14 protein-coding genes are annotated in these 20,643 nt (G+C 43.7%); 5 read left to right on the forward strand and 9 right to left on the reverse strand.

Annotation, left to right across the window (positions count from 1 at the left end; translation table 11 throughout):
- The first annotated feature begins 116 nt into the window (after positions 1–116).
- From AB4517_RS09505 to AB4517_RS09515, 3 genes are all read left to right on the forward strand, one after another.
- The gene (locus AB4517_RS09505) at positions 117–1,775 is read left to right on the forward strand and encodes a hypothetical protein (RefSeq protein ID WP_372148254.1); all 1,659 of its coding nucleotides are present in this window, start codon (positions 117–119) and stop codon (positions 1,773–1,775) included.
- Positions 1,776–1,904: 129 nt separating this feature from the next.
- On the forward strand, positions 1,905–4,004 hold the full coding sequence (locus AB4517_RS09510; RefSeq protein WP_372148255.1) for a carboxylesterase family protein: 2,100 nt from the start codon (positions 1,905–1,907) through the stop codon (positions 4,002–4,004).
- A gap of 84 nt (positions 4,005–4,088) precedes the next feature.
- The gene (locus tag AB4517_RS09515) at positions 4,089–5,546 is read left to right on the forward strand and encodes a phospholipase D family protein (RefSeq protein ID WP_372148256.1); all 1,458 of its coding nucleotides are present in this window, start codon (positions 4,089–4,091) and stop codon (positions 5,544–5,546) included.
- A gap of 101 nt (positions 5,547–5,647) precedes the next feature.
- Here the strand turns inward: AB4517_RS09515 and AB4517_RS09520 are convergent, their stop codons facing one another.
- From AB4517_RS09520 to AB4517_RS09550, 7 genes are all read right to left on the reverse strand, one after another.
- Entirely contained in the window at positions 5,648–6,412 is a 765-nt protein-coding gene (locus AB4517_RS09520; RefSeq protein ID WP_372148257.1) for an aspartate/glutamate racemase family protein, read from the reverse strand.
- A gap of 228 nt (positions 6,413–6,640) precedes the next feature.
- Positions 6,641–8,359: an autotransporter assembly complex family protein gene (locus AB4517_RS09525; protein ID WP_372148258.1), complete on the reverse strand. Its 1,719-nt coding sequence runs from the start codon at positions 8,357–8,359 to the stop codon at positions 6,641–6,643.
- Positions 8,360–8,607: 248 nt separating this feature from the next.
- Positions 8,608–9,897 carry a DEAD/DEAH box helicase gene (locus AB4517_RS09530; protein ID WP_017069930.1) on the reverse strand — a complete coding sequence of 430 codons (1,290 nt, stop codon included), beginning with the start codon at positions 9,895–9,897 and terminating at the stop codon, positions 8,608–8,610.
- 201 nt (positions 9,898–10,098) lie between these two features.
- Positions 10,099–10,839, reverse strand: a complete 741-nt coding sequence (locus AB4517_RS09535; protein WP_372148259.1) for a DUF1223 domain-containing protein — start codon at positions 10,837–10,839, stop codon at positions 10,099–10,101.
- A 175-nt stretch (positions 10,840–11,014) separates the two neighbouring features.
- A complete protein-coding gene (locus AB4517_RS09540; RefSeq protein ID WP_017059812.1) occupies positions 11,015–11,203 on the reverse strand; it encodes a hypothetical protein in 189 nt (62 codons plus the stop codon).
- Between the two features lie 313 nt (positions 11,204–11,516).
- The gene (locus AB4517_RS09545; protein WP_017059813.1) at positions 11,517–12,518 is read right to left on the reverse strand and encodes a TerC/Alx family metal homeostasis membrane protein; all 1,002 of its coding nucleotides are present in this window, start codon (positions 12,516–12,518) and stop codon (positions 11,517–11,519) included.
- Between the two features lie 574 nt (positions 12,519–13,092).
- Positions 13,093–14,832, reverse strand: coding sequence for a bifunctional UDP-sugar hydrolase/5'-nucleotidase (locus tag AB4517_RS09550; protein ID WP_372148260.1), 1,740 nt, complete (start codon positions 14,830–14,832; stop codon positions 13,093–13,095).
- A 238-nt stretch (positions 14,833–15,070) separates the two neighbouring features.
- On the opposite strand from AB4517_RS09550, the gene AB4517_RS09555 reads away from it, so the two are divergent.
- A complete protein-coding gene (locus AB4517_RS09555) occupies positions 15,071–16,822 on the forward strand; it encodes an ATP-dependent endonuclease (RefSeq protein WP_017059816.1) in 1,752 nt (583 codons plus the stop codon).
- A 171-nt stretch (positions 16,823–16,993) separates the two neighbouring features.
- Here AB4517_RS09555 and AB4517_RS09560 read toward each other — a convergent pair whose 3' ends face one another.
- Together AB4517_RS09560 and AB4517_RS09565 are read right to left on the reverse strand one after the other, a co-directional pair.
- Positions 16,994–17,488, reverse strand: a complete 495-nt coding sequence (locus tag AB4517_RS09560; RefSeq protein WP_017059817.1) for a DUF1097 domain-containing protein — start codon at positions 17,486–17,488, stop codon at positions 16,994–16,996.
- 204 nt (positions 17,489–17,692) lie between these two features.
- The gene (locus tag AB4517_RS09565) at positions 17,693–18,598 is read right to left on the reverse strand and encodes a LysR substrate-binding domain-containing protein (RefSeq protein WP_136978571.1); all 906 of its coding nucleotides are present in this window, start codon (positions 18,596–18,598) and stop codon (positions 17,693–17,695) included.
- A 273-nt stretch (positions 18,599–18,871) separates the two neighbouring features.
- Between AB4517_RS09565 and focA the strand changes: the two genes are divergently transcribed.
- The gene (focA, locus tag AB4517_RS09570; RefSeq protein WP_017064629.1) at positions 18,872–20,323 is read left to right on the forward strand and encodes a formate transporter FocA; all 1,452 of its coding nucleotides are present in this window, start codon (positions 18,872–18,874) and stop codon (positions 20,321–20,323) included.
- Positions 20,324–20,643: the final 320 nt, after the last annotated feature.

Genomic DNA, 20,643 nt, shown 5'->3' on the forward strand with positions numbered 1-20,643 from the left:
CGACATTCACACTAACAATCCTAACGGATAAATACATAACAACTGAACACGACGTTCAGTATTACATCGACTGTTTGAGTCTCGAAGGTTTGAGGCTACTCAGCGTGGGAACCGTCATGAGTTTTTTTGAAATACGCACCAGCGCCTGTAAGACCCATACTCTTTCTGTGTTAGCGATCGCCCTATTACTTACCACCCCCAATTTTGCGTCTGCGGCAGAAACCAAGACTTACAGCGAAGTTATGGAAAAAGGTCGAGCACTATTTGACAAATATGGCATCAGTCATGATTTACCAAAGCTAGCAATCAGTTCACTCGTACAGGGCGAACACCTAGTTGAACACGCACATCGAACCATACAAATTGGCGATGAGGTTCGTGACTCAAGCGTCTATCTGATAAAAAACACAGACAGCAAAGGCAACATCGACCTGCGCGTCAAATACAACCCGCAAGAGCTGGATGAAAACGAAAAACTGATCGATGAAATTGAAGAGTTTACGCGCACTGAGTATCGACTAAGAAATTATGCAGAAAGCTTCGATCCATCGTCAGTGAAAGTCAATGAAAAAGACAACGGCGACGTGACCATTAGCTTCAACTATTCGAAATACGGCTTACCACAAGACATCGCCTATTTCCGTTTCTTAAATGTTGATATTGAACTTGTAGGCGGCACACCAAAACGCATGGTAATCACCAACGACAAGCCATTTAATCTTGGTAAGTCAAAAGTCGATACCTATTACCAAGTGATTGATTTCCAAACGTTAGACTCTGGTAAAGTCGTTATTGAACGTAAGACAACTAACATCGAGGGTACGTCTAAAACGAAACCGATGACCATGAGCGCTGTAACTGAACCCGTCGCAATTTATGAAGACGACAACGGCGTTAATGTCCTGCATGAAGAGCGTCTAAAAGAAGTTTCAGATCCTCGTATGCAAGAAGCGAGTGTTAAGTTAGATCGAGTATTCCCTTTAATGGGTGACATGGTGCGTCGTCAAGGTATCGATTTACCCCTTCCATTCGGCGTATCAGTGGCTTATCGCAATCAAGATATGGATATACCCATGACAGATTACGTGATTGGTGGAGTGCGCTTGAATGATTTATTTGACCCGGAAGACAGTGTTGCGACGGTCAAAGCGGAAAGTGTTTCGATACGCGGCGACGTAAACATCTTGCCATTCTGGAATGTATTCGGGTACGTAGGAAAGGTAAACGTTGATGCGAATATTGACGCCTCTTATACCGGCGCCGCAGGTGAATACTTAAAAGACAAGCTCAATAACAAATTGCCAGGGCTAGGTAACGCACTTTGCGAAGGTGTCTCTGCCTTATGTAACAGTGGTCGTTTGAATGTACCACTTCATCTTGAATATGACTTACGCGGCGCGGGCACCACATTATCTGTTGGTTACAAAGAATTCTTTGCCTCAGTGACGGGTACTTACTCCCAAACACGCCTGAAAGGGTTGGATGATTGGGGTGATGGCATTGTGACGATTCAGCCAATGTTGGGCTACCAATTGGTTGATTATCGCGCTCAATTCTTCGTTGGTGCTGAATACCAAGGTTTAGATTCACGTATGCAAGGTACTGTAAAAACCGGAGACATCGAATTTGATTATGACGTTGGCGTCGATATCGACCAGTGGGCATTCCTAACAGGTTTTAACAAGCAGATCGGCAAAAACTACAACATGACCATGTTGTACAACAAAGGCGAAACTCGTTCGGCTGTGACATTGAACCTTGGCTACCGATTCTAGTCACCGAACTTTGATTACCAGCCTAGCCCTTAAACCAGGTTGTTCTTAATAAGAAATTTTGTAGTTCTGTTATCTACGCAGATAGCGATGAAACAGACTACGCCGAATACTATTGTGGAAACTCATTTTATGACTATTGCATACCGTTCAATGATCGCTCTTACTATTACTACTGCCTTAGCAGGTTGCGATACTGATAGTGCCCCTACTGTTCCATTCCCAGACAAGCCCGAACCGTTAGTTCCGGCACCGGCTAAACCGTTTGATGCTCAAATCGGTAACGTAACGATTAAAGCGACGATAGAAGAACTGGTTATAACTTCGAATACCGAAGACGACAAACTGGCTTCTGTTGAATCTTTCAAAGGGATTCAATATGCAGAGGCTCAGCGCTTTAAACCCAGTGAAGTTGTAAACCTTGTTGAAGGTACTTTGGATGCGACTCAGTTCGGTTATGCTTGTCCTCAACTAAAAACGACAACACAAACACAAGATGAGAACTGCCTTAACCTCAATATCTGGCGCCCAGTAGGCGTAGATGCTGACGCAGAACTACCGGTTTATGTATTCATTCACGGTGGTGATTTCGAATACGGTTCTGGTGCAGAGCCGCTCATCCAAGGTGATACCGTGGTTGCTCAAGGAAGCGACGATGGTAAGCCTTTCATCTATGTAAGCTTTAACTACCGTCTTGGTCAGTTAGGTACTCAATGGATTAAAGGCGCGAACAAAGATGGCAATTATGGTCTAGGTGACCAGAAGCGCGCCTTAGAGTGGGTACATAACAATATCGCTGACTTCGGTGGTAATGCTCAAAACGTAACCGTTATGGGTCAAGGCTCAGGTGCTATGTCTATCGGTTTCTTGCAGCAAGATGACGATATCGCAGGTCAATATTTCCAACGTGCAATCATGCAAAGCAACCCTTATGGGTTCGAGTATCCAAGTTATGACGTTGCTAAGAGCCGCAACAATAACTTTGATGCAGACACTTCGGTCGACGAGATCATGGCGTCGCAAGAAACAGCTTTGGATGGTATTGAACAGCTAAAAAATTGGTTGTTAGGTTCTTTGCAAATCCCAATTCTGAGCCCAGCCGCAGATGAGACGCCAATGTCAAACCTGATGCCTTATGCTCCTTACATATTGTGTGAAGAAACTTTCCTTGGTAGCTGTAGAGAATCAGCAAAATCACCAACGCAAGCAGGCTTATCAGTACCAACTGTCCTAGGTGAAAATGCACATGAAGCGAACAGCTTTGGCATGCTATTTAGCGCTACGTTCTTAATCCCGACGGTCATCGAGTTATTAACAAATGATGAACCTGAACTGCTTACTAACGAAGATCCAACAAAGCTAGCTCTAGCTATGGTTAACTGGTTGGAAGATGAAAACAACATCGTTCTTCTGCAACAAAAACTATCTGAGCAAGCAAGTGATGAAGTTTCAGCAAATCTTGTATTGCCAAGCAGTGCGTACAGCGCAGTAACGGGCTTATTTTATGGTGCCAAGCTAGAAGGTGATCTACTTGAAATGACTGGATGCATTGATACCAACGATATTGCGGGTACCGTAGGTTGCTTGGTCGACATTGTTGAGATCACTAGCCACCAGCAAACCCAAGATATTCTGGCTCTAACTGATTTCTACCCTAACTCAGAATCTAGCTTTGGTGGCGCTCTTGACAACATGAAGCAATTTAAAACCTTGCTAAATGACACCTTGTTCAATGGTCCAGCTCGTCACATGGCAGCAAACAGCGGAGTAGAAGCAACGCTATACCACTTTGAGCACAAACCAAGCTTTAACATGTGGAACTATAAAACAGGTCTAAATGAAGAAACGGGCGAATACGACCAACTGCCAATCATTGATCTATTCAAAACGATTGGTTGCATCAGCGGTGCATGTAACGGTTCAGAACTGCCATTTATGTTCAACAAAGCTGTACGTTTTGATGGAAGCGAAGTAAATCCATCAAGCAAAGATAAAGCCCTTATGAACGAAATGTCGCGTCTTTGGTTTAGCGATGAATTGTTCCAGAGCTACCAGTACAGCGATGCTACCGACAATGTGCTTGTCATTGATGGTGCAGGATTCAGCGACAACAGCACTACCTTCGACTGGGACTATGTCACAAACCCAGGTGTTGATCCTAAGCTTCGTGAAGGTCGCTTAACGGGTCTAGCAGAGCAAGGTCTTATGCCTTGGGACTGGTACCTAAACTAAACATATTCAACACCCTTCCTACTTTAACGGCCAGCTCGCTGGCCGTTTCTATATCCAAATTTTATGTTTAAACGCAGGTTAGTTATGACACTTAGCAAACTAAAAACAGCATGCACAATAATGTTGATTGCTTTGGTCACAGGATGTGCCCAACCTTACCCCGATGTTGAACCTGACTTCGAAGCTAACTGGCAAAGCACAGAACATCAAGCCGAAGTCTATTTGATCCCGAGTGCGCCTGAAGCCTTTGCGCGCCGCATTGATCAGGTTCGCCAAGCAAAACACTCGATTGATATGACTTACTTCTCTTGGGAAAACGACACTCTGGGTCTGATGCTGTTAAACGAGCTGAAACACGCCGCTGACCGCGATGTGGCCGTGCGCCTCACACTGGATGACTTGTTGGTATTCAATGACAAATGGCTTGCGGAGTTGGACTCACACGCCAATATTGAGATTCGACTGTTCAACCCTTTTGAGTCACGTAAAGCTGGCTGGATTGGTCGTGCGCTCAACTTCTCTACTCATCAAAAACAGTTAGATAATCGACTGCATGAGAAATACTTTAACGTTGATCACCAATCGATGATCCTCGGTGGGCGCAACATCGGTGATGACTACTTTGGCTACAGCGAAAGTGCCAACTTCTTTGATATGGATGTGCTGTTTAAAGGCGACGTGATTGCTGCTTTCGACCGAAACTACCAAGCGTTGTGGAACAGTGAGCATGTAGTGCCAATTCAAGAACGCATTAAAATCAAAGAGAAAGAGCAATACCAAGCGTTCACCAAAGCGTTGAACAAAGGTGAAAAGAATCAAGCATTGATCACGTCTGAAGTCGAAAGGCAGATAAAGAGCTTAAACCAACCGAAGTTCATTTCAGCCTCTGTCACGCCGGTATTTGACTCACTGGAGAAACTCAATGACAACAAGCCCTACTTTCGCCAACGTATTGAACACTTGATGAAGCAAAAAGTACCGACACCTTCTAAGGTTATTATTTCTACGCCTTATATGGTGCCAAGCGATAACAAGTTTGTATTCGTCGATGCACTTAGAGAGAGCGAAGCCGAAGTCACCTTACTGACGAATTCATCGGCTTCTAATGATTCGGGCTTTGTGCCTGCGTATTACGAAAAACACCGTGAGACTCTACTCGACAAGGGCGTAAGTATCTATGAGTACAAAAGCCAAGCGATCAATGATGATCACTACTTTCATGTTGATACCTACTACCACAACAAGACAGTAATTTTAGATGAGCGTGTCACCTATATTGGCTCTTCTAACTTCGATCCAAGATCAGACTTTCTCAACGTTGAGTTTGGGGTGTTGGTTGACAGTGAAGAGTTTGCGAAGCAAGTGACACACTACTTAACACGTCAGAAAGAGGAGTTGTTCTGGGCTGTGTCGCGAGAACAATCAGGTGACACCATCTGGGCTTCAGAGGAACAAATCCATACTAAGAACCCGAACTACAGTTCATGGAACAAGGTACCTGATTGGTTATTTCGAAAAATGAATGGCGAGTTCGAGCTTTAAGTGTTCAGCTTCGAATCTTAATTTTTAATTTTCTCCAGTCCAAATGTAAAAAAGCCGCGTAATTCGCGGCTTTCTCATGTTTCAAATACACGTATCTGAGCTTATAGACGGTAGGTCATCGCTCTTTGGGCTACGTAGTTCACCATATCAAGCGTTGTGAAGATCGAATTAACATCATTAATGTTGTAATCCACATGTCCACGCTCCACATATTGCTCAGCGTGACGGTAAATATCAACGACACGCTCAGCTACCGCTTCCATAGGATCAATAAAAGTGACTGTTGGAAATGCCGTTTCAAGTTGCTTTCTAACCAAAGGAAGTTCCGTGCATCCCCAAATAACCGTATCAACGCCCTTCTCTACGATGGATTGAATCGCTACAGCAAGCAGTGCGGCATTACGCTCAAACTCGCCCGCTTTGATCCCGTTGGTTTCTCGGATTGCTTGTCCACACTCTGTCATCTCACTGGTTACTTCACCATAGATAGCACTATGCACGTTATGCTCTTGCTCAAAGGAATCTGGCTTAACGAACACCAGATTCGCGTCCGTTAGGTAACGATCATAGATTCCCGAATTGTATGTGCCGTTGGTACATAAAATACCAACAACAGATTCAGAGTTCTGCTCTTTGATTTGATCAACGGTGGTTTGAAGCATGTCGACGATATAAACGTTGGTGTGCTTTTGAACCTCAGGTCTAAAGTAATGAGCGGTGTTACAGGTCATTACGCCAAACTGAACATTGGCATGTTCTAAAATGCACGCTGACTCAATCAGTTCAGGCACAGGATCGGTACCGCCTTCGTTAATCACTTCAGATCGATCGGGGATATCTGAGTTTTTCACCACTATCATGGCCATGTGGTCTTAGTCTTTAAGTGCGCCGTGTTCAATTTCTTTCTTGGCGACGATATCTTGGAACAGAGCATCTGCTTCAGGGCCCATATTACCAAATACACCGAATCGTAGCTTTTTCATTGTTTTTACCTTTGTGTTTGCTAAAGCACAAAGGTTATTACGCTCTTTCGATTTACTTGAATCCTATTAGATGGTTCGCATCCTCGCGAGTGCATAAACAGCGTACAAAAATCAGAATTGAGTACCAAAGGAAAAATGAATACGAAATTCGTCGCCTTCAGGCGCATCTAAGCCGTAAGCAAAATCGAGCTTAACTGGCATTAACTGTGAGTTCCAAATCAAACTCACGCCCGTCCCACGCTTCCAATCCGCTTGTTGATCAAATGCATCACCCACATCAAGAAATGCGCCCAACCAAATTGAACGATAGACTTGATGCTGATATTCGAGCCCAGCAGTTAACATATAACGTGCCCCCGTTAGTTCACCATTCTCGTCTCTAGGGGAGATAGATTCGTAACCATAACCTCGCAGGTTTCCATCGCCACCAGCAAAATACCGCAGTGACGACGGCACATCAGATAATGATTTGGCAATGTTGATGCCTACGTTGGAGCGGAAATGGAGCTTCTGCCTGTCACTAATATCCCATGAAAGGACACTGTTTCCTTCCAACCGCAACAGCCTTGAGTCAGAGAACAGACTAGGGTCAGAATACTCGACAGAATAGATGTGTCGATGATTGAGCTCCAACTGATCATTTTTACGATCAACCTGAGAAAAACTGATGCCAGGTAACAGTAATTGCGATTGCTCTTCCTCAGACGCCTGACGGTACTGTTCGTGCAAGTATTTGACATAAATGGTGCTTTGCCAATCACTGTCTAATTGCCAGTAACGTTCGAACTTAAGATCGTTTGTAAAGCTATTGGTGTCTCGATGATCAATTCGTTTCGATTCAAACTGAATACCAAAGTAATCCGTTGTGACTTTCTCTGTGGGGATTTTGTACCCCAACTGAAGTGATTGCTCCTGTTCAGACAAATATGTCTGTGTTTCAAAGCTGTGGCCTCTCCGGTTATACCAAGGCTTTGACCAACTGAGAGAGGCGCGTAAACCGAGATCTGTAGAATAGCCGCCACCGACCTGCACGATATTTCGAGAACTTGGCTCGGCAATGATTTCAATTGGAACTTCTAGGTTGTCATCAAGTTTGTCAAAGTCACCATGTACGATGACACTTCGAAACCATTGAGTGTCTGACAAATCAGATTGCAGTTCACCTAACTTGATGGTGTCAAAGTCATCACCTTTTTTAAAGGTGGGTATTTTCTCGATACGAGTAGGGTCAACCCCATCATCAGGAATACTTATAGAACCGAACTTGTAGCGTGGACCACTTGCAAAATACAAGTGTATATTCGCGATGTTCTCGCTAGGAATAACTTCAATCTCTGACTCGATAAACCTGCCGTCAAAATAACCTTTCCGCTTTGCTAAAGAGAAAATCGCACGCTTAGTTTGGTCATATTCTTGGTGAGACAAAGTTAAACCTGAGCCTAACTTGCTTTGATTGAGTATATTGATGAACTCCGCATCTAGGCTAGCTTCACCTGTTATTTTTACTATCGATTCTGCGATGCGCATGACAGGACCAGAATCGATGTTAATGATCACTTTATCAGAATCATTGAGGTCGATATCGAGCTGTGGGTGATAATAACCATAAGGGTTGAGTGCATCTTGAATACGTTTAGATAGCTTCGTTTTCGATAGCTGTGATGCAGGAACATCGGCTAAAGGTTCTAAATATAATTCTACATTTTCGGTGAGAGTTTTATTAACCCCTTTAACCTCAAATTCAGCAGCACTAGAAGAGTGTTGGGTAAACAGGAAAAATGAAGTGGCCAGCACTAATTGTTTAATCGAGGTCTTCACGCGGTTACCCAATTGCTCAAAACCCGAACAGGTTATGAGCAAAGCGTTAAATCGCCGAATCTCTTATGGAGGACGCTATCCTTCGAACGGCTTATCGGGTTGTTTAACACTGCAACAGTCGTTTATTAACGACTCAAATCCCAGCCCTACAGACACAAAAAAGGCGCAATTAAGCACCTTTTGAATGTCTATTGTTTGCTGACTCATATAGCTTATTGATTTATATGGCTTGCTGATTTATATGGCTTGCTGACTCAAGATCAGTTGTTGTTCAGCCACACATCTTGGTTTTTTGGAGCTTTCTTCTTCTTTTTCTTCTTGCCAGTACCGGCCGGTGGCGCAACAGGTTTTAGTGCTGCGATCAGTTCAGCTGTCGCTTCTTCATCCACTTCAAAGCCTTCAATTTGCTCACGCTCAAGACGAATCTTGTTCTTCTTCTCGATGATTTTGAAGTGGTGGTAATCTTCGTGATCGATCAGAGATAACGCAAGACCAACTTCACCTGCACGACCACTTCGGCCGATACGGTGCATGTAGTCTGACGGGCTACGCGGTAAGTCAAAGTTGATTACCACTGGAAGCTTCTCAATATCCAGACCACGTGCCGCGATGTCTGTCGCGATCAGAACGTCAATCTCGCCAGATTTGAAATCTTCTAGGATACGAGTACGTGAACCTTGCCCTTTATCGCCGTGGAATACTTCTGCGATGATACCGCGCTTGTAAAGCTTGTCTGCTAGGTGCTCACAGCTGTTCTTCGCATTAACGAAGATCAGAGCTTGGCGCCATTCATGTTGTTGAATTAGGTGTGCGAGTAACGCTGTCTTGCGACCTTTTTCTACTTCGAATACACGTTGAACCAGTGTGCTCGCATTGGCACTTTGAAGTTGAACTTCAATTGGATCGCTTAGAAGTTCGTGAGTCAGCGTTTTAACTTGCTCTGGGAAAGTTGCAGAGAACAACAAGGTTTGTTTTTTGCTCGGCAAGAGCTTCAAGATTGCATCAAGTTCTTCGGTAAAACCTAGGCTTAGCATTCGGTCAGCTTCATCAAGCACTAACGTTTTCACTTTATCTAGTTTGATAGCGTTGCTCGAAATAAGGTCAAGCAGACGACCCGGTGTTGCCACCAATATATCAGTGCCGCCACGTAGCGCCTGCATTTGAGTGTTTACCGATACACCACCAAACACACAAACCGTTTTAATCGCGCCATTGAAATGCACAGCGTAAGATTTAACGCTGTCAGCCACTTGCTTAGCAAGTTCACGAGTAGGAACCAAGATAAGGCCAGAAACAAAGTTACCTTTGCCTGAACGACGGTCCAGAGGGGCATCTTCATGAATCTTTTGTAACAGTGGAAGTGCAAATGCTGCGGTTTTACCTGAACCGGTATTTGCGCCTGCAATTAAATCGCGTCCTGCTAACACACTTGGAATCACTTGCGCTTGGATAGGCGTTGGCTGTTGGTATTCAAGCTCAGATAAACGAGCCATCAAAGGAGAGATTAAGCCAAGATCAGAGAAGTTGGTTGGTGCTGTGGTGTTAGTCATTAATTGCAGGAACTCAAAGCTAAAATAATAGCGCGCTATATTAACGTATTTCAGCAGTATTACGTAACTAAATCGCCCTTTCGCTTCTATTTCACTGATTAATATCCGTCAGACGCGAAGTTATCGATGTGAGAACCTCGATACTCGCCGTACCAACTTCGTCTAAGAGTATTCCAGCTACACAATTGTCGTGGGTTGCAGTTAGTTCAGCCAACCTGCTACCGTTTGTTCCGGTGCATACGAATTCGGCTCGGTTAACCAAACAGCGACTGCGTCTGGTGTAGCGACAAGTGGCTCAAAATTGATATTAAATTGCCATTCAGACTCACCACGCTGATAACCATCGTAAACCACGACAAAATCGTGCTCAAGTTTCTTACCTCTGTTCTCGCCCGCTTTAACGCTGGTGACTTCGTTCATCGCCAGCAAAGCTATATGAGCAACATAATCCCCTTTGCCTTCGTAACTTACGCTGAACGTATCGCCTTTATAGTTGACCGTTAGCTTGGGGTTATTTTGTTGTTTGAGCGAAGGCAACGTTCTGTCTAACCAGTTAAAGTAACCGCGCCACTCTTTTCCATCGACAACAAAGCCCGGCGTGTAAACCCCACTTGTTAAGCCGTAAGCTTTATACAGTCGTTGCTTCTGACTGAACGCCTTGCTCGCGAACTTATCCCCCCAACCGAGGTAGTCCCAATAGTCGACGTGATAAGCGAGAGGAATGACTTGTGTCCACAGTTGTGGGTCATCTTCAAATGTACTTAGATACGCATCAGCGGGAGGACAACTTGAACAACCTTCAGAGGTGAAGAGCTCGATAACCTGTGCGGGCTGGCCTTCATTACTCCAGGTTTGTGCAAGCGACACTGAGGAATAGAAGCCGATCGGTAAGGCAAATAAACAAAGTTTAATCAATGATGAATTGCGTTTGGCGTGTGACATACCGAGATCCTTGTACAAAGCGAATTGAATGGCGCTCAAATACAGACCGTTATGCCTAGGTTTTTCTTTCAGGTGCTTAGTTTACGAAGAGATTGAGTTTATTTCAGATACAAAAACGCCAGCTTTAGAGGCTGGCGTTTTCTTAAAATTCTATATTTACATGTTAACGCTGAGATTAACGGTTAATACCGATATCGCGTTGCATGTGACCAGATAGGTCGCTTGCGTAGTAACTACGTGGAGAGTTGTCTACGAAAAGAATATCGAAAATGTGTGCAATCAATCCTTTGAAGTTAACCGAGTAGGTTTTCTTATCCATAGAGTTAGGAACAGCGATAGTATTCATTTGTACTGCTTGAGCCATGATTGCCTCTCTATAAATTTATTAATGTGTTTCGTTCTGATGACAAGAATAATAGGTGATCTTTTGCAGGTTAAAAAATGACTAAAATTAGATTTTGGAATTAGTTTTTCTAATAAAACAAACCATTAACAATGCCACAAAATAGATATGCAGATTATGTGAGTACAAATTCAATATAGTGTTTAAATCATGCATTTAGTACAAATACCCCGCAAACAACAGTGGCCAATGTCACAGAAAATTTACATAAATTAATTTTCCACTTCATCAGCCACGTGTTCATTATCGACTTTTCGATAAGTTATATTTGTTTTTAATTTACTTGTTCAATGCCTGGCTTCTTCGCATAAACCGACGCTATAACCGCAATCGTCATCGTAGAAACCAATACCGCCAATGACCAGTAAGTTGGGATAGCCCACTCGCTATCAACCAGAAGCATTTTCACACCAATGAACACCATGATGAATGAAAGCGCGGGTTTCAAATAGATGAACTTGTCCATCATACCTTGCAGTACAAAATACAACGAGCGAAGACCAAGTAACGCAAACACGTTAGCCGCAAGTACCAAGAACGGTTCTTGTGTTACCGCAAAGATCGCAGGGATAGAGTCTAATGCAAACATCACGTCCATGACTGCGATCGCACCGATGACCAACATCATTGGAGTGAATGCCCATTTAGCACCCTGTTTAACCATTAATGCAGGGCCATGGAAGTCCTCTGTTACCGGCATCACTTTACGAAGTAGCTTTTCAGGCAGAGTATTCACACTCTCCTCTTCGCCCTTGTCTAATGCCAGCTTAATACCTGTACCAATCAAGAACGCAGCGAACACGTAAAGCACCCAGTGATATTCCGCCAATAGCTGTGCGCCTAGTGCGATCATAATTGCACGAAGCACCAATGCACCAATTACGCCCCAAAGAAGCGCACGAGGTCTTAGATGCTCAGGAACTTGGTATTGAGCAAAGATCATCGCAAAAACAAACAAGTTGTCTACGCTAAGGGATTTTTCTAACAAGTAACCCGTAATGAATGACACGGTTGCTTTTTGCGCTGTGTAGTCACTGTTCGGCGCATAAATGTCCCAAAATAGGTAAATCGAGCCAGCAAACAAAAACGCAAGTACAAACCAGAAAACACTCCAGATTGCCGCTTTCTTGATAGTAACGTTACCGCCACGAGTCTGATAGATATCAATAGAGACGAGAATAACCGTTAGCAGGAAAAAGCCCGCATAAGTCGTCATGATTGGCGATGAAAAAAAGGATTCACTATTTGTAGATAATAGAGATTGAGTTGAGTTCATTATTCCTCCGGGCGGAAGAACTGTACAAAGACCTTCCGCAAACAAAGCATATCAAGCTCCATTACGGATCTTGACTGTGATTGCGTTGGTCTCGTTGAAGTGAAATATGGGATTTCACTTTTACATACCGGATAGACTCTTGGCCTAACGAGATGACGATATGTAAACTTGCGCTAACTACTCCCCAAACGCGTGGATAATAATCCTCTGGTTGTGTTTCGTCTATATAAATTTGCACGGAAAAAGCAAAAAAGGAGCAAACGCTCCTTTCTGATTGATGCCACTTTGTCAAATAGACACGCGAATTGATTCTAAGAATAAATTCGCAAGTCAAACACACTATTGCACTGCGTAATGAAGTTGCAAAAAGAGCAATTTACAGCCCTGCGGCAGGTATTAAATACACTAACGCTGACCAAACTGATACCCAACCGACAACCGCTACCGCATCTAACCAATCTTTCTTATCCATGCATATCTCCACAAGAAGGCGACCTGCAGAGATAAAGCATAAACAATGCCAATTTTATAAATAACCCAAAGTAATAGTGTTAAATATCAGTATCAGCTTTAGTTATCTAAAACACTCCATGCAATTCAACGGTTCATTGAGGTGAAGCGACTCTGGGTGGTCTTGCAGAAACTCGATGAAGCAGTCTGCCATAGAGTCAGTGGTGACCGTGCCATCACCGATCATATCCAACACAGCGTTATAGCCCTCTTTGCCTTTCATTGTATAGGCTGACGACGCGCCCCGGTAAATACGGTTGCGAGAAACAGCTTGCCAACCTGAATCATCAGAGTGAATTTCTAGATGGTGAATCCTGTGTCCTATAGGCGCTTCTTTGTGGTAACAAAACCTCAAATTATGTGTATAAGGAAAGCTACCTGAACCTGTGCCCACGACACCATTATCAATCGCGTTATTGATTGCACCTTCAAGCATGCCAGCGATCGTTTCACCTTTTACTTCATACACACCAATAGGTACGGCAAACGGTAGTAGTTTTCCGGCAATATCGGCAACAGAGACATCGCCGCTGTTCAGTGAATTTCTTACACCACCGGCGTTGTGAATGGCAAAGTCAACCTGATGCCCTTTCTTGTTCATTAGATGGTGAAATGATTGAGCAACCAAGGGGGCTAGTTGACTCGGGCCTTTAGCATCTGGAATACGTACATGGCGAAGTTTAGTGTCTGCATGAGCAATCACTTGTTGCTGAAGCTTTCGAACTCGCGGCTGGTATTTATCCGTCAGAATGCTCTGCAGCTCAGGATCTTTCTTACACACTGCAATATTAGGGTGATTGTTTAAAAACTCACACGCCATATCGTGGGCATCGTCTTGCCCTACTTCACTCAGTTTCGCGTCTATAAAGAGTCGACGTCCTAATAACAGTTCGTTTTTACCATTGAAGTGCGTCACTTTGCCTTGAGAATCGAACTCGATTTCGCAGTGTCCTAAGCTCATGGCGTGGAAACCCGCTTGGACAACATAGGTATCGCCAATTTTCACACCGTATTCATCATCTTTAACTAAGCCGATATCAGAGAAATCACCTTGTAAGCGATGACTATGACCACCAACGATGACACCAATACCTGTTACGTTGGCTGCTAACTCTAAATCAGCCTCGTAACCAAGATGACTAAGTAACACAATCTTGTTGATGCCTGCTTGATGGATTTGCTCAATGGTCGCTTTTGCTGTTTCCAAAGCATTTTCAAACGGTGTATCGATATCTGGGTTAGCGATGCCTGCCATCTTGTCGATGCTTAAGCCGAATATTGCGACCTTCTCGCCATCAAACTCTTTCGTTATAAAAGAAGCACTTCGTGTTTCAGGCCGATAAGGCTTAACAATGTCGTTGTCCGCTAGCGTATGAGTTTTATTGATATCCTCATTCGTTAGATTCCAGTTACCGGCCAACAGCGGGAATTTGATTCTTTTCGCGAAAATCGCAACGGGCTCATTACCCATGTCTAACTCGTGATTACCGAGCGTCATGGCATCTATATTAAGGGCATTCAACAAATCGGCATTGGCTTTTCCCTTGAATAAGGAAAAGTACAACGTGCCTTGGAAGCAGTCACCAGCGTGCAAGAACAAGGTTCCAACCTTCTGACGCTGGGCATCTTGTTCTATTTGTTTGAAGCGTGTTGAAATTCGAGCAAAGCCACCAGCACTGACATAAGGTTCAATGATGTGGTTGTTCATTTTAAGTGATAGCTGTAACGAGGTTGGTTCAAAGTATGAGTGGGTGTCGTTGATGTGTGCCAACACTATTTTTGTCGGCTTATTCTTTTTAGTCATATTTTCTTCTCTCTTTGTCCCTTCATACTAGGTCGAGAATCATGACAGAATCGTGAATTTTATGAAACTGCACTGCAAAAAAATACTCGAGATAGATCAAAAATCTCATTTTGCACCGTATTAATAAACAACGGGTTTTGTGACAGGTGAGCATACCGGATTTGGATTTTTCGATTATGATTAAAGATATCTGTTAGCTTTCAAATAATTAGCAGAGCCTTCCGTTAGGAGTAAGCCTATGCAACTAGAAAGAATCGAGATTTCTGGCTTTCGAGGTATCAAGCGCATGTCACTCGCGTTTGACGAGCTAACCACGCTTATTGGTGAAAATACTTGGGGTAAGTCTTCATTATTGGATGCCCTTTCCGTCATTCTGCCCTCAGACGGTGTGCCATATCACTTTGAAATGACCGATTTTCATGTCGATTACTCTGTTTCACACCCGCAGTCTCAACATCTTCAAATTGTTCTCGCTTTAAAAGCTAACGATAAGAGCGAACTTAACGCAGGTCGTTATCGCAAACTCAAACCTATTTGGGTTCAAGATGAATTTGGCGTATTTCGCATCTACTATCGCATCAGCGCGACGTTAGAACAGTATGAGACAACAACACACTATGCATTTCTTGGTTTGGACGGTAATCCGCTCAAGCTTCATCATTCAGAAAAGCTTGCTCAAGAATTAATGACCTTACATCCCGTTATCCGTTTGCGTGATGCAAGGCACTTTGATCGTCCTTTCAACGGCAAGTCCCTTAACCACAATGCTCACCTGCCGACTAATGTTCACGCAACTAATGCAAATTCAAACGGGAACGGGAACCATCACACGAGCAATGGCACAACAAATGGAAACGGCGCCAATAACGGTAATGGTCGACAAGCAAGAATAGAAAAACGAATAGACAACACCTGCCGCCGTCTTATGGCGATACCCGGACATGTTAATAAAGGTGAAATGCGCAGTAGCCTAGAGTCGATGCAAAGTTTGATTGAGCACTATTTTTCTTTCAAAAGTACTTCTCGTCGTAACCCTAGAAAACAGCGAGACGGATTGCTTTATTCTGCGGGTACCAATGATCAGAGTATTCATCAACTCGTCGAAGAGACCAAGAACAAACAAACTCGCTTATTATTCATGGGGTTACTTAACGCTTATCTACAAGCTAAAGGGCCAAACGACTTAAGGCGATGTGCGCGCCCTCTGTTGATCCTTGAAGATCCAGAAGGTCGATTGCACCCAACACACTTGGCAAGGGCTTGGAGCTTGATGCAGAAATTGCCCATGCAGAAAATCCTGACCACCAACAGTGGCGACCTACTTGCGGCGGTCCCACTTCAATCGATTCGTCGCTTGGTTCGTCAGTCAGACAAAACCATCGCCAATCAACTCAACATGAACCATTTCAGTAAGGATGAACTTCGACGAATTGGTTTTCATATCCGCTTCCACCGCTCTGGGGCACTATTTGCTCGCTGTTGGCTATTAGTAGAAGGTGAAACCGAGGTTTGGTTGTTCAATGAACTTGCCAACCAATGTGGCTATAACCTAGCAGCAGAAGGTGTGCAGATTATTGAGTTCGCCCAATCAGGACTTAAGGCACTGATTAAGGTCGCGCAAGAGTTTGGCATCGATTGGCATGTGGTAACTGACGGCGATGCGGCGGGTAAAAAATACGCAGCAACGGTGCTATCGAAGCTTGGTAATGATCAGGAAAGACATCGACTCACGGAACTGCCAGATAAAGATATCGAGCATTACCTATATATGAATGGATTTGAGAGCTTTTTCCGTGACATGGTTAAGATTCCATACGATCACCCTATCCCTCCAAAGAAAGTGGTTGCCAAGGTATTGAAGAAACATGCAAAACCCGACCTTGCACTCGCCATTGTTTCTCATTGCGAGAATCAAGGACAAGAATGCATTCCGCTTTTATTAAGGTGGACATTAAAACGCGTGATCACCATGGCGAATGGAAATACCTAAACATAATTTGTTTTATAGATGCTATCAGTTGCTCTACTGATGAAATATTTAGCTAGTCGCCTCAACCAAAAAAGGCACACCAAACGGTGTGCCTGTATAAATCGATATACAAATTAATTGGGGGTTATCTTGCAAGAGTTCACAGTGACTAACTAAGGTTAGGTTAACGAATTAAGCCTTTGCCTGTTTAGCGTGTTGTTCAACAACTTCCGAAGATTGAGTCGATTTCTCGTGAAGCCATAGCCCCGTTGCTTTCATCAAGTATCCAAATACACCACCAAGCAGTAAAGATGGCACTACAAGTTGCCAATCACCACCTGCAGCAAACGTCGCACAGCAACCAATGAAGGTGCCTGGGATATAACCTAGCCACGCTTGTTTCGCTTGAATACACATAAAGAATGCCACAATAGCAGTAATCATGTAGCCTAAAATCTCTAACCCTGCGAAGGTTGAGCTTTCGATAATCACCATTGCCCAGAATACGCCAGTCATGTTGGTCAATAAGCTACCTGCTAGTCCTTTAACGCCGCCTGTTGGCGAAGCAAAGTAACTGGTGCAACCTAAGAAACCTGCCCATGACAATAAGCCGAAAGAGATAGCAATCCATCCCCATAGACCTGACAAAATACCTGTTGTTAATGAAATCGCGACTAATGTACTCATACTATTTCTAAAGCCTAATTACGTAATTGAACGCAACCGGATTTAGCCTCACTTAAAATCAAGTAAGCATACTATGGGAAGATAGCCCTTATTTAGCCGATCACGATCACGTTAATAATGTATGCAGATGTGTATTTATCACTAGATAGAGACCGAAATCGCTTATTCAACATATTTGGTTATCAGTATTTTGTCAATTTATCGTTACAGAAACGATGGCTTGCCTTTCATCATGCGCTTACCTTCTCGCTTAATACACTCAGCAAGTGGGTTCTCAGACATATCTGCACGCCAAATAAAGGACAAGGTTCTTTCCATTTCAAGCTCAGGGACATTTAATGTGACCAGTTGACCAGACTCAACAAACTGTTCGACATCGAGATAAGGTAAACACGTTAAATATGGGCCGTTTGCAACCAAACTTCTTAAAACAGGAACGTGTTCATACTCTCGCCAAACATCAAGATCACCAATTAAATGGTGAATAGAGCTATCAAAAACTTTGCGAGTACCCGAACCATGTTCACGTAATACCCATTTTGCTTGTTCTAATTGCGCCAAGCTTACTCGTTCACGCTTCGCAAACGGGTGATGAGCCGATGCAACCACCGTTAAATGGTCCGTACACCACACTTCTTGGTGAACTCGGTTGTCATCACAACGACCTTCGATAACACCCAAGTCATATTGATAATCTAATACGCCATCAATAACCGCATCGGTACTTTGTACGCCGAGCGAGATTCGCATCTCAGGAAAGTCGTTATCAATAATACTGATGAGGTCAGGAACTAGGTGTTCCGCTGGTGTTTGGCTTGCACCGAGTTTGAGCTCTCCACTTAGTAAATGCTGCTCATAAAAACCCATCTCAATTTGCTGCGCATCTTGCAGTAAACGCTTCGCTTTAGGCCTTAGCCACATCCCCCAATGAGTAAGAGCCATTTGCTTGCCCTGCCTTTCAAACAAAGGCCTGCCGAGCATTTTTTCCAACTGTGCAAGAGACATACTTGTCGCCGACTGAGTCAACGCCAATTTGTCTGCTGCCTGACTAACGCTCCCGGAGTCTGCTACTGCATCAAATACCGCGAGTTGCTTTAATGAATAACGCAAAATTCATCCTTAATGCTTTTAATTATTTGTGTCCTGATGCTCGTTTTTTATAAAGCCAATGAGCAATCAATTTCATTCTACGCGTAACCCAATCTATATCAATAAATTTGATGTGGTTTCTAAAAATTATCAATTTTACCTCTACCCATCAACGCCCTAATCTGGAATGGCAGGACACAACGAGCCCTGCAAAACATTACTGATTAACCATTACGGATTAACCAAGTCATTAACACTAGGAATTACACATGACGGATTGTTCAAGGGGGGGATATGGCAACCAGCACTTCTGAAAATCATCAACTGTTCTCACCAACAGAAATGATGGCGGAAGCAGAGAAGTTTGCATTAAGTAAAGCAAATAAAACCAGCAGCATGACATTGAGTTTGGCAATCATGGCTGGCGCATTCATCGGGCTTGCTTTTTTGTTCTACATCACGGTAACCACGGGCAGCGCTGATGCTGGATGGGGATTGAGTCGCTTAGCCGGCGGTCTTGCATTCAGTATGGGTTTGATCTTGATTGTGATTTGCGGTGGTGAGTTATTTACCAGCTCAGTGTTATCCAGCATCTCATGGGCTAACAAGCAAATCACCTTCACTAAGATGCTGTCTATCTGGGGCAAAGTGTATGTCGGCAACTTTATCGGTGCCATGTTCCTATTGGCTTTGGTAAGCGCAGCAGGCTTATATCAACTGGATGGTGGCCAATGGGGCTTAAACGCTCTAAACATTGCTCAACACAAGCTGCACCACAGCCCAGTTCAAGCGTTTGCTTTGGGTGTGCTTTGTAACTTGTTGGTGTGTTTAGCGATTTGGTTAACGTTCAGCTCTGCTAACGCAATGACCAAAGCAATGATGACCGTGTTACCCGTTGCAATGTTCGTAAGCTCAGGCTTTGAACACTGTGTGGCGAATATGTTCATGGTTCCTCTAGGCATCACGATTCAAACATTCGCCCCGGAAAGCTTCTGGATGCAAATCGGTGCAACACCAGCGCAGTACGCAGACTTAAACGTCATGCAATTTGTCACAGCAAACTTAATACCAGTGACAATCGGCAACATCGTAGGTGGTTCAGTATTGGTCGGCTTAGCCAACTGGAGTATCTACCGTCGCCCACAACTTAAAGCAGCAAAAATTACCGCTATTACACAAACAACAGAAATTACGTCAGTTAAGGAAATTACTATGAACACAGCAACTACTATCAAGCAAATCATGAACACTCAACCAATTACATTGAGCGTTGAAATGCCAACATCAGTCGCGATTGATACACTTTTAGACGCGCAACTTGTTAGCGCTCCTGTTTGTGATGTTGAAGGCCGTCTAGTGGGTATCTTCTCTGTTCATGACGTAATGGTTGACCTTTGGTGCCAAGATTACATCCCAACTAAAGGCCAAAAAGTCGTAGACCTAATGAGCCGTGACGTTGTGGCAATCGATGCAAACGACAAGCTAGTAGACGTTGCTGAGTTCCTATGCATCGACAAAGAGCAACTGTACCCGACGACAAGCATGGGCTTCGCAACTCGCTTGACATCTCTTTCTCTAGAAGAGCGTGCAAAAGCGATGAAAGTAAGCCAACCACATATGCTTCCAGTGTTAGAAAATGGCGTGATGGTGGGTGTGTTGACTCGCATTGAAGTGATGCAAGCACTGCGTCCAATCTACGGTGACCGACTAAATGTGGTTCCTCAAGCTGAACTAGAAACAGCTTAACTAATCGTAAGTTGAACTATTAGGGATTAGTAGTTCAATTAGATAACTCAGTCATGGCAACGTTGACTGGCTAGAGGCAAATGGTGGCTTTTAACGTACTAAACGGTTTGACACAAAACAGACCTAAACGCGTTGCCATTTATCTCAATAAAAAAGGCGCAAAGTGAAAACTTTGCGCCTTTCTCTATTTCTAACTGCTGACCTATTTAGTATCGACCAAACTTTTGATATTTCTAAATAATGTTGATACCTGTCAGAGAGCTAGAAAGCTAGATTACTTTTTTACACCTTCAACGTGTAGATCCATATCTACATAGCTT

Source organism: Vibrio sp. 10N.222.52.C3, from assembly GCF_041474195.1.
In the GTDB taxonomy this organism is placed as follows: Bacteria; Pseudomonadota; Gammaproteobacteria; order Enterobacterales; family Vibrionaceae; genus Vibrio; species Vibrio crassostreae_C.

Excerpts from the sequence above, each read along its gene's own strand:
- AB4517_RS09505 (WP_372148254.1), top strand. The coding sequence starts at position 117 with ATGAGTTTTTTTGAAATACGCACCAGCGCCTGTAAGACCCATACTCTT.
- AB4517_RS09510 (WP_372148255.1), top strand. The coding sequence starts at position 1,905 with ATGACTATTGCATACCGTTCAATGATCGCTCTTACTATTACTACTGCC.
- AB4517_RS09515 (WP_372148256.1), top strand. The coding sequence starts at position 4,089 with ATGACACTTAGCAAACTAAAAACAGCATGCACAATAATGTTGATTGCT.
- AB4517_RS09520 (WP_372148257.1), bottom strand. The coding sequence starts at position 6,412 with ATGGCCATGATAGTGGTGAAAAACTCAGATATCCCCGATCGATCTGAA.
- AB4517_RS09530 (WP_017069930.1), bottom strand. The coding sequence starts at position 9,897 with ATGACTAACACCACAGCACCAACCAACTTCTCTGATCTTGGCTTAATC.
- AB4517_RS09535 (WP_372148259.1), bottom strand. The coding sequence starts at position 10,839 with ATGTCACACGCCAAACGCAATTCATCATTGATTAAACTTTGTTTATTT.
- AB4517_RS09540 (WP_017059812.1), bottom strand. The coding sequence starts at position 11,203 with ATGGCTCAAGCAGTACAAATGAATACTATCGCTGTTCCTAACTCTATG.
- AB4517_RS09545 (WP_017059813.1), bottom strand. The coding sequence starts at position 12,518 with ATGAACTCAACTCAATCTCTATTATCTACAAATAGTGAATCCTTTTTT.
- AB4517_RS09550 (WP_372148260.1), bottom strand. The coding sequence starts at position 14,832 with ATGACTAAAAAGAATAAGCCGACAAAAATAGTGTTGGCACACATCAAC.
- AB4517_RS09555 (WP_017059816.1), top strand. The coding sequence starts at position 15,071 with ATGCAACTAGAAAGAATCGAGATTTCTGGCTTTCGAGGTATCAAGCGC.
- AB4517_RS09560 (WP_017059817.1), bottom strand. The coding sequence starts at position 17,488 with ATGAGTACATTAGTCGCGATTTCATTAACAACAGGTATTTTGTCAGGT.
- focA (WP_017064629.1), top strand. The coding sequence starts at position 18,872 with ATGGCAACCAGCACTTCTGAAAATCATCAACTGTTCTCACCAACAGAA.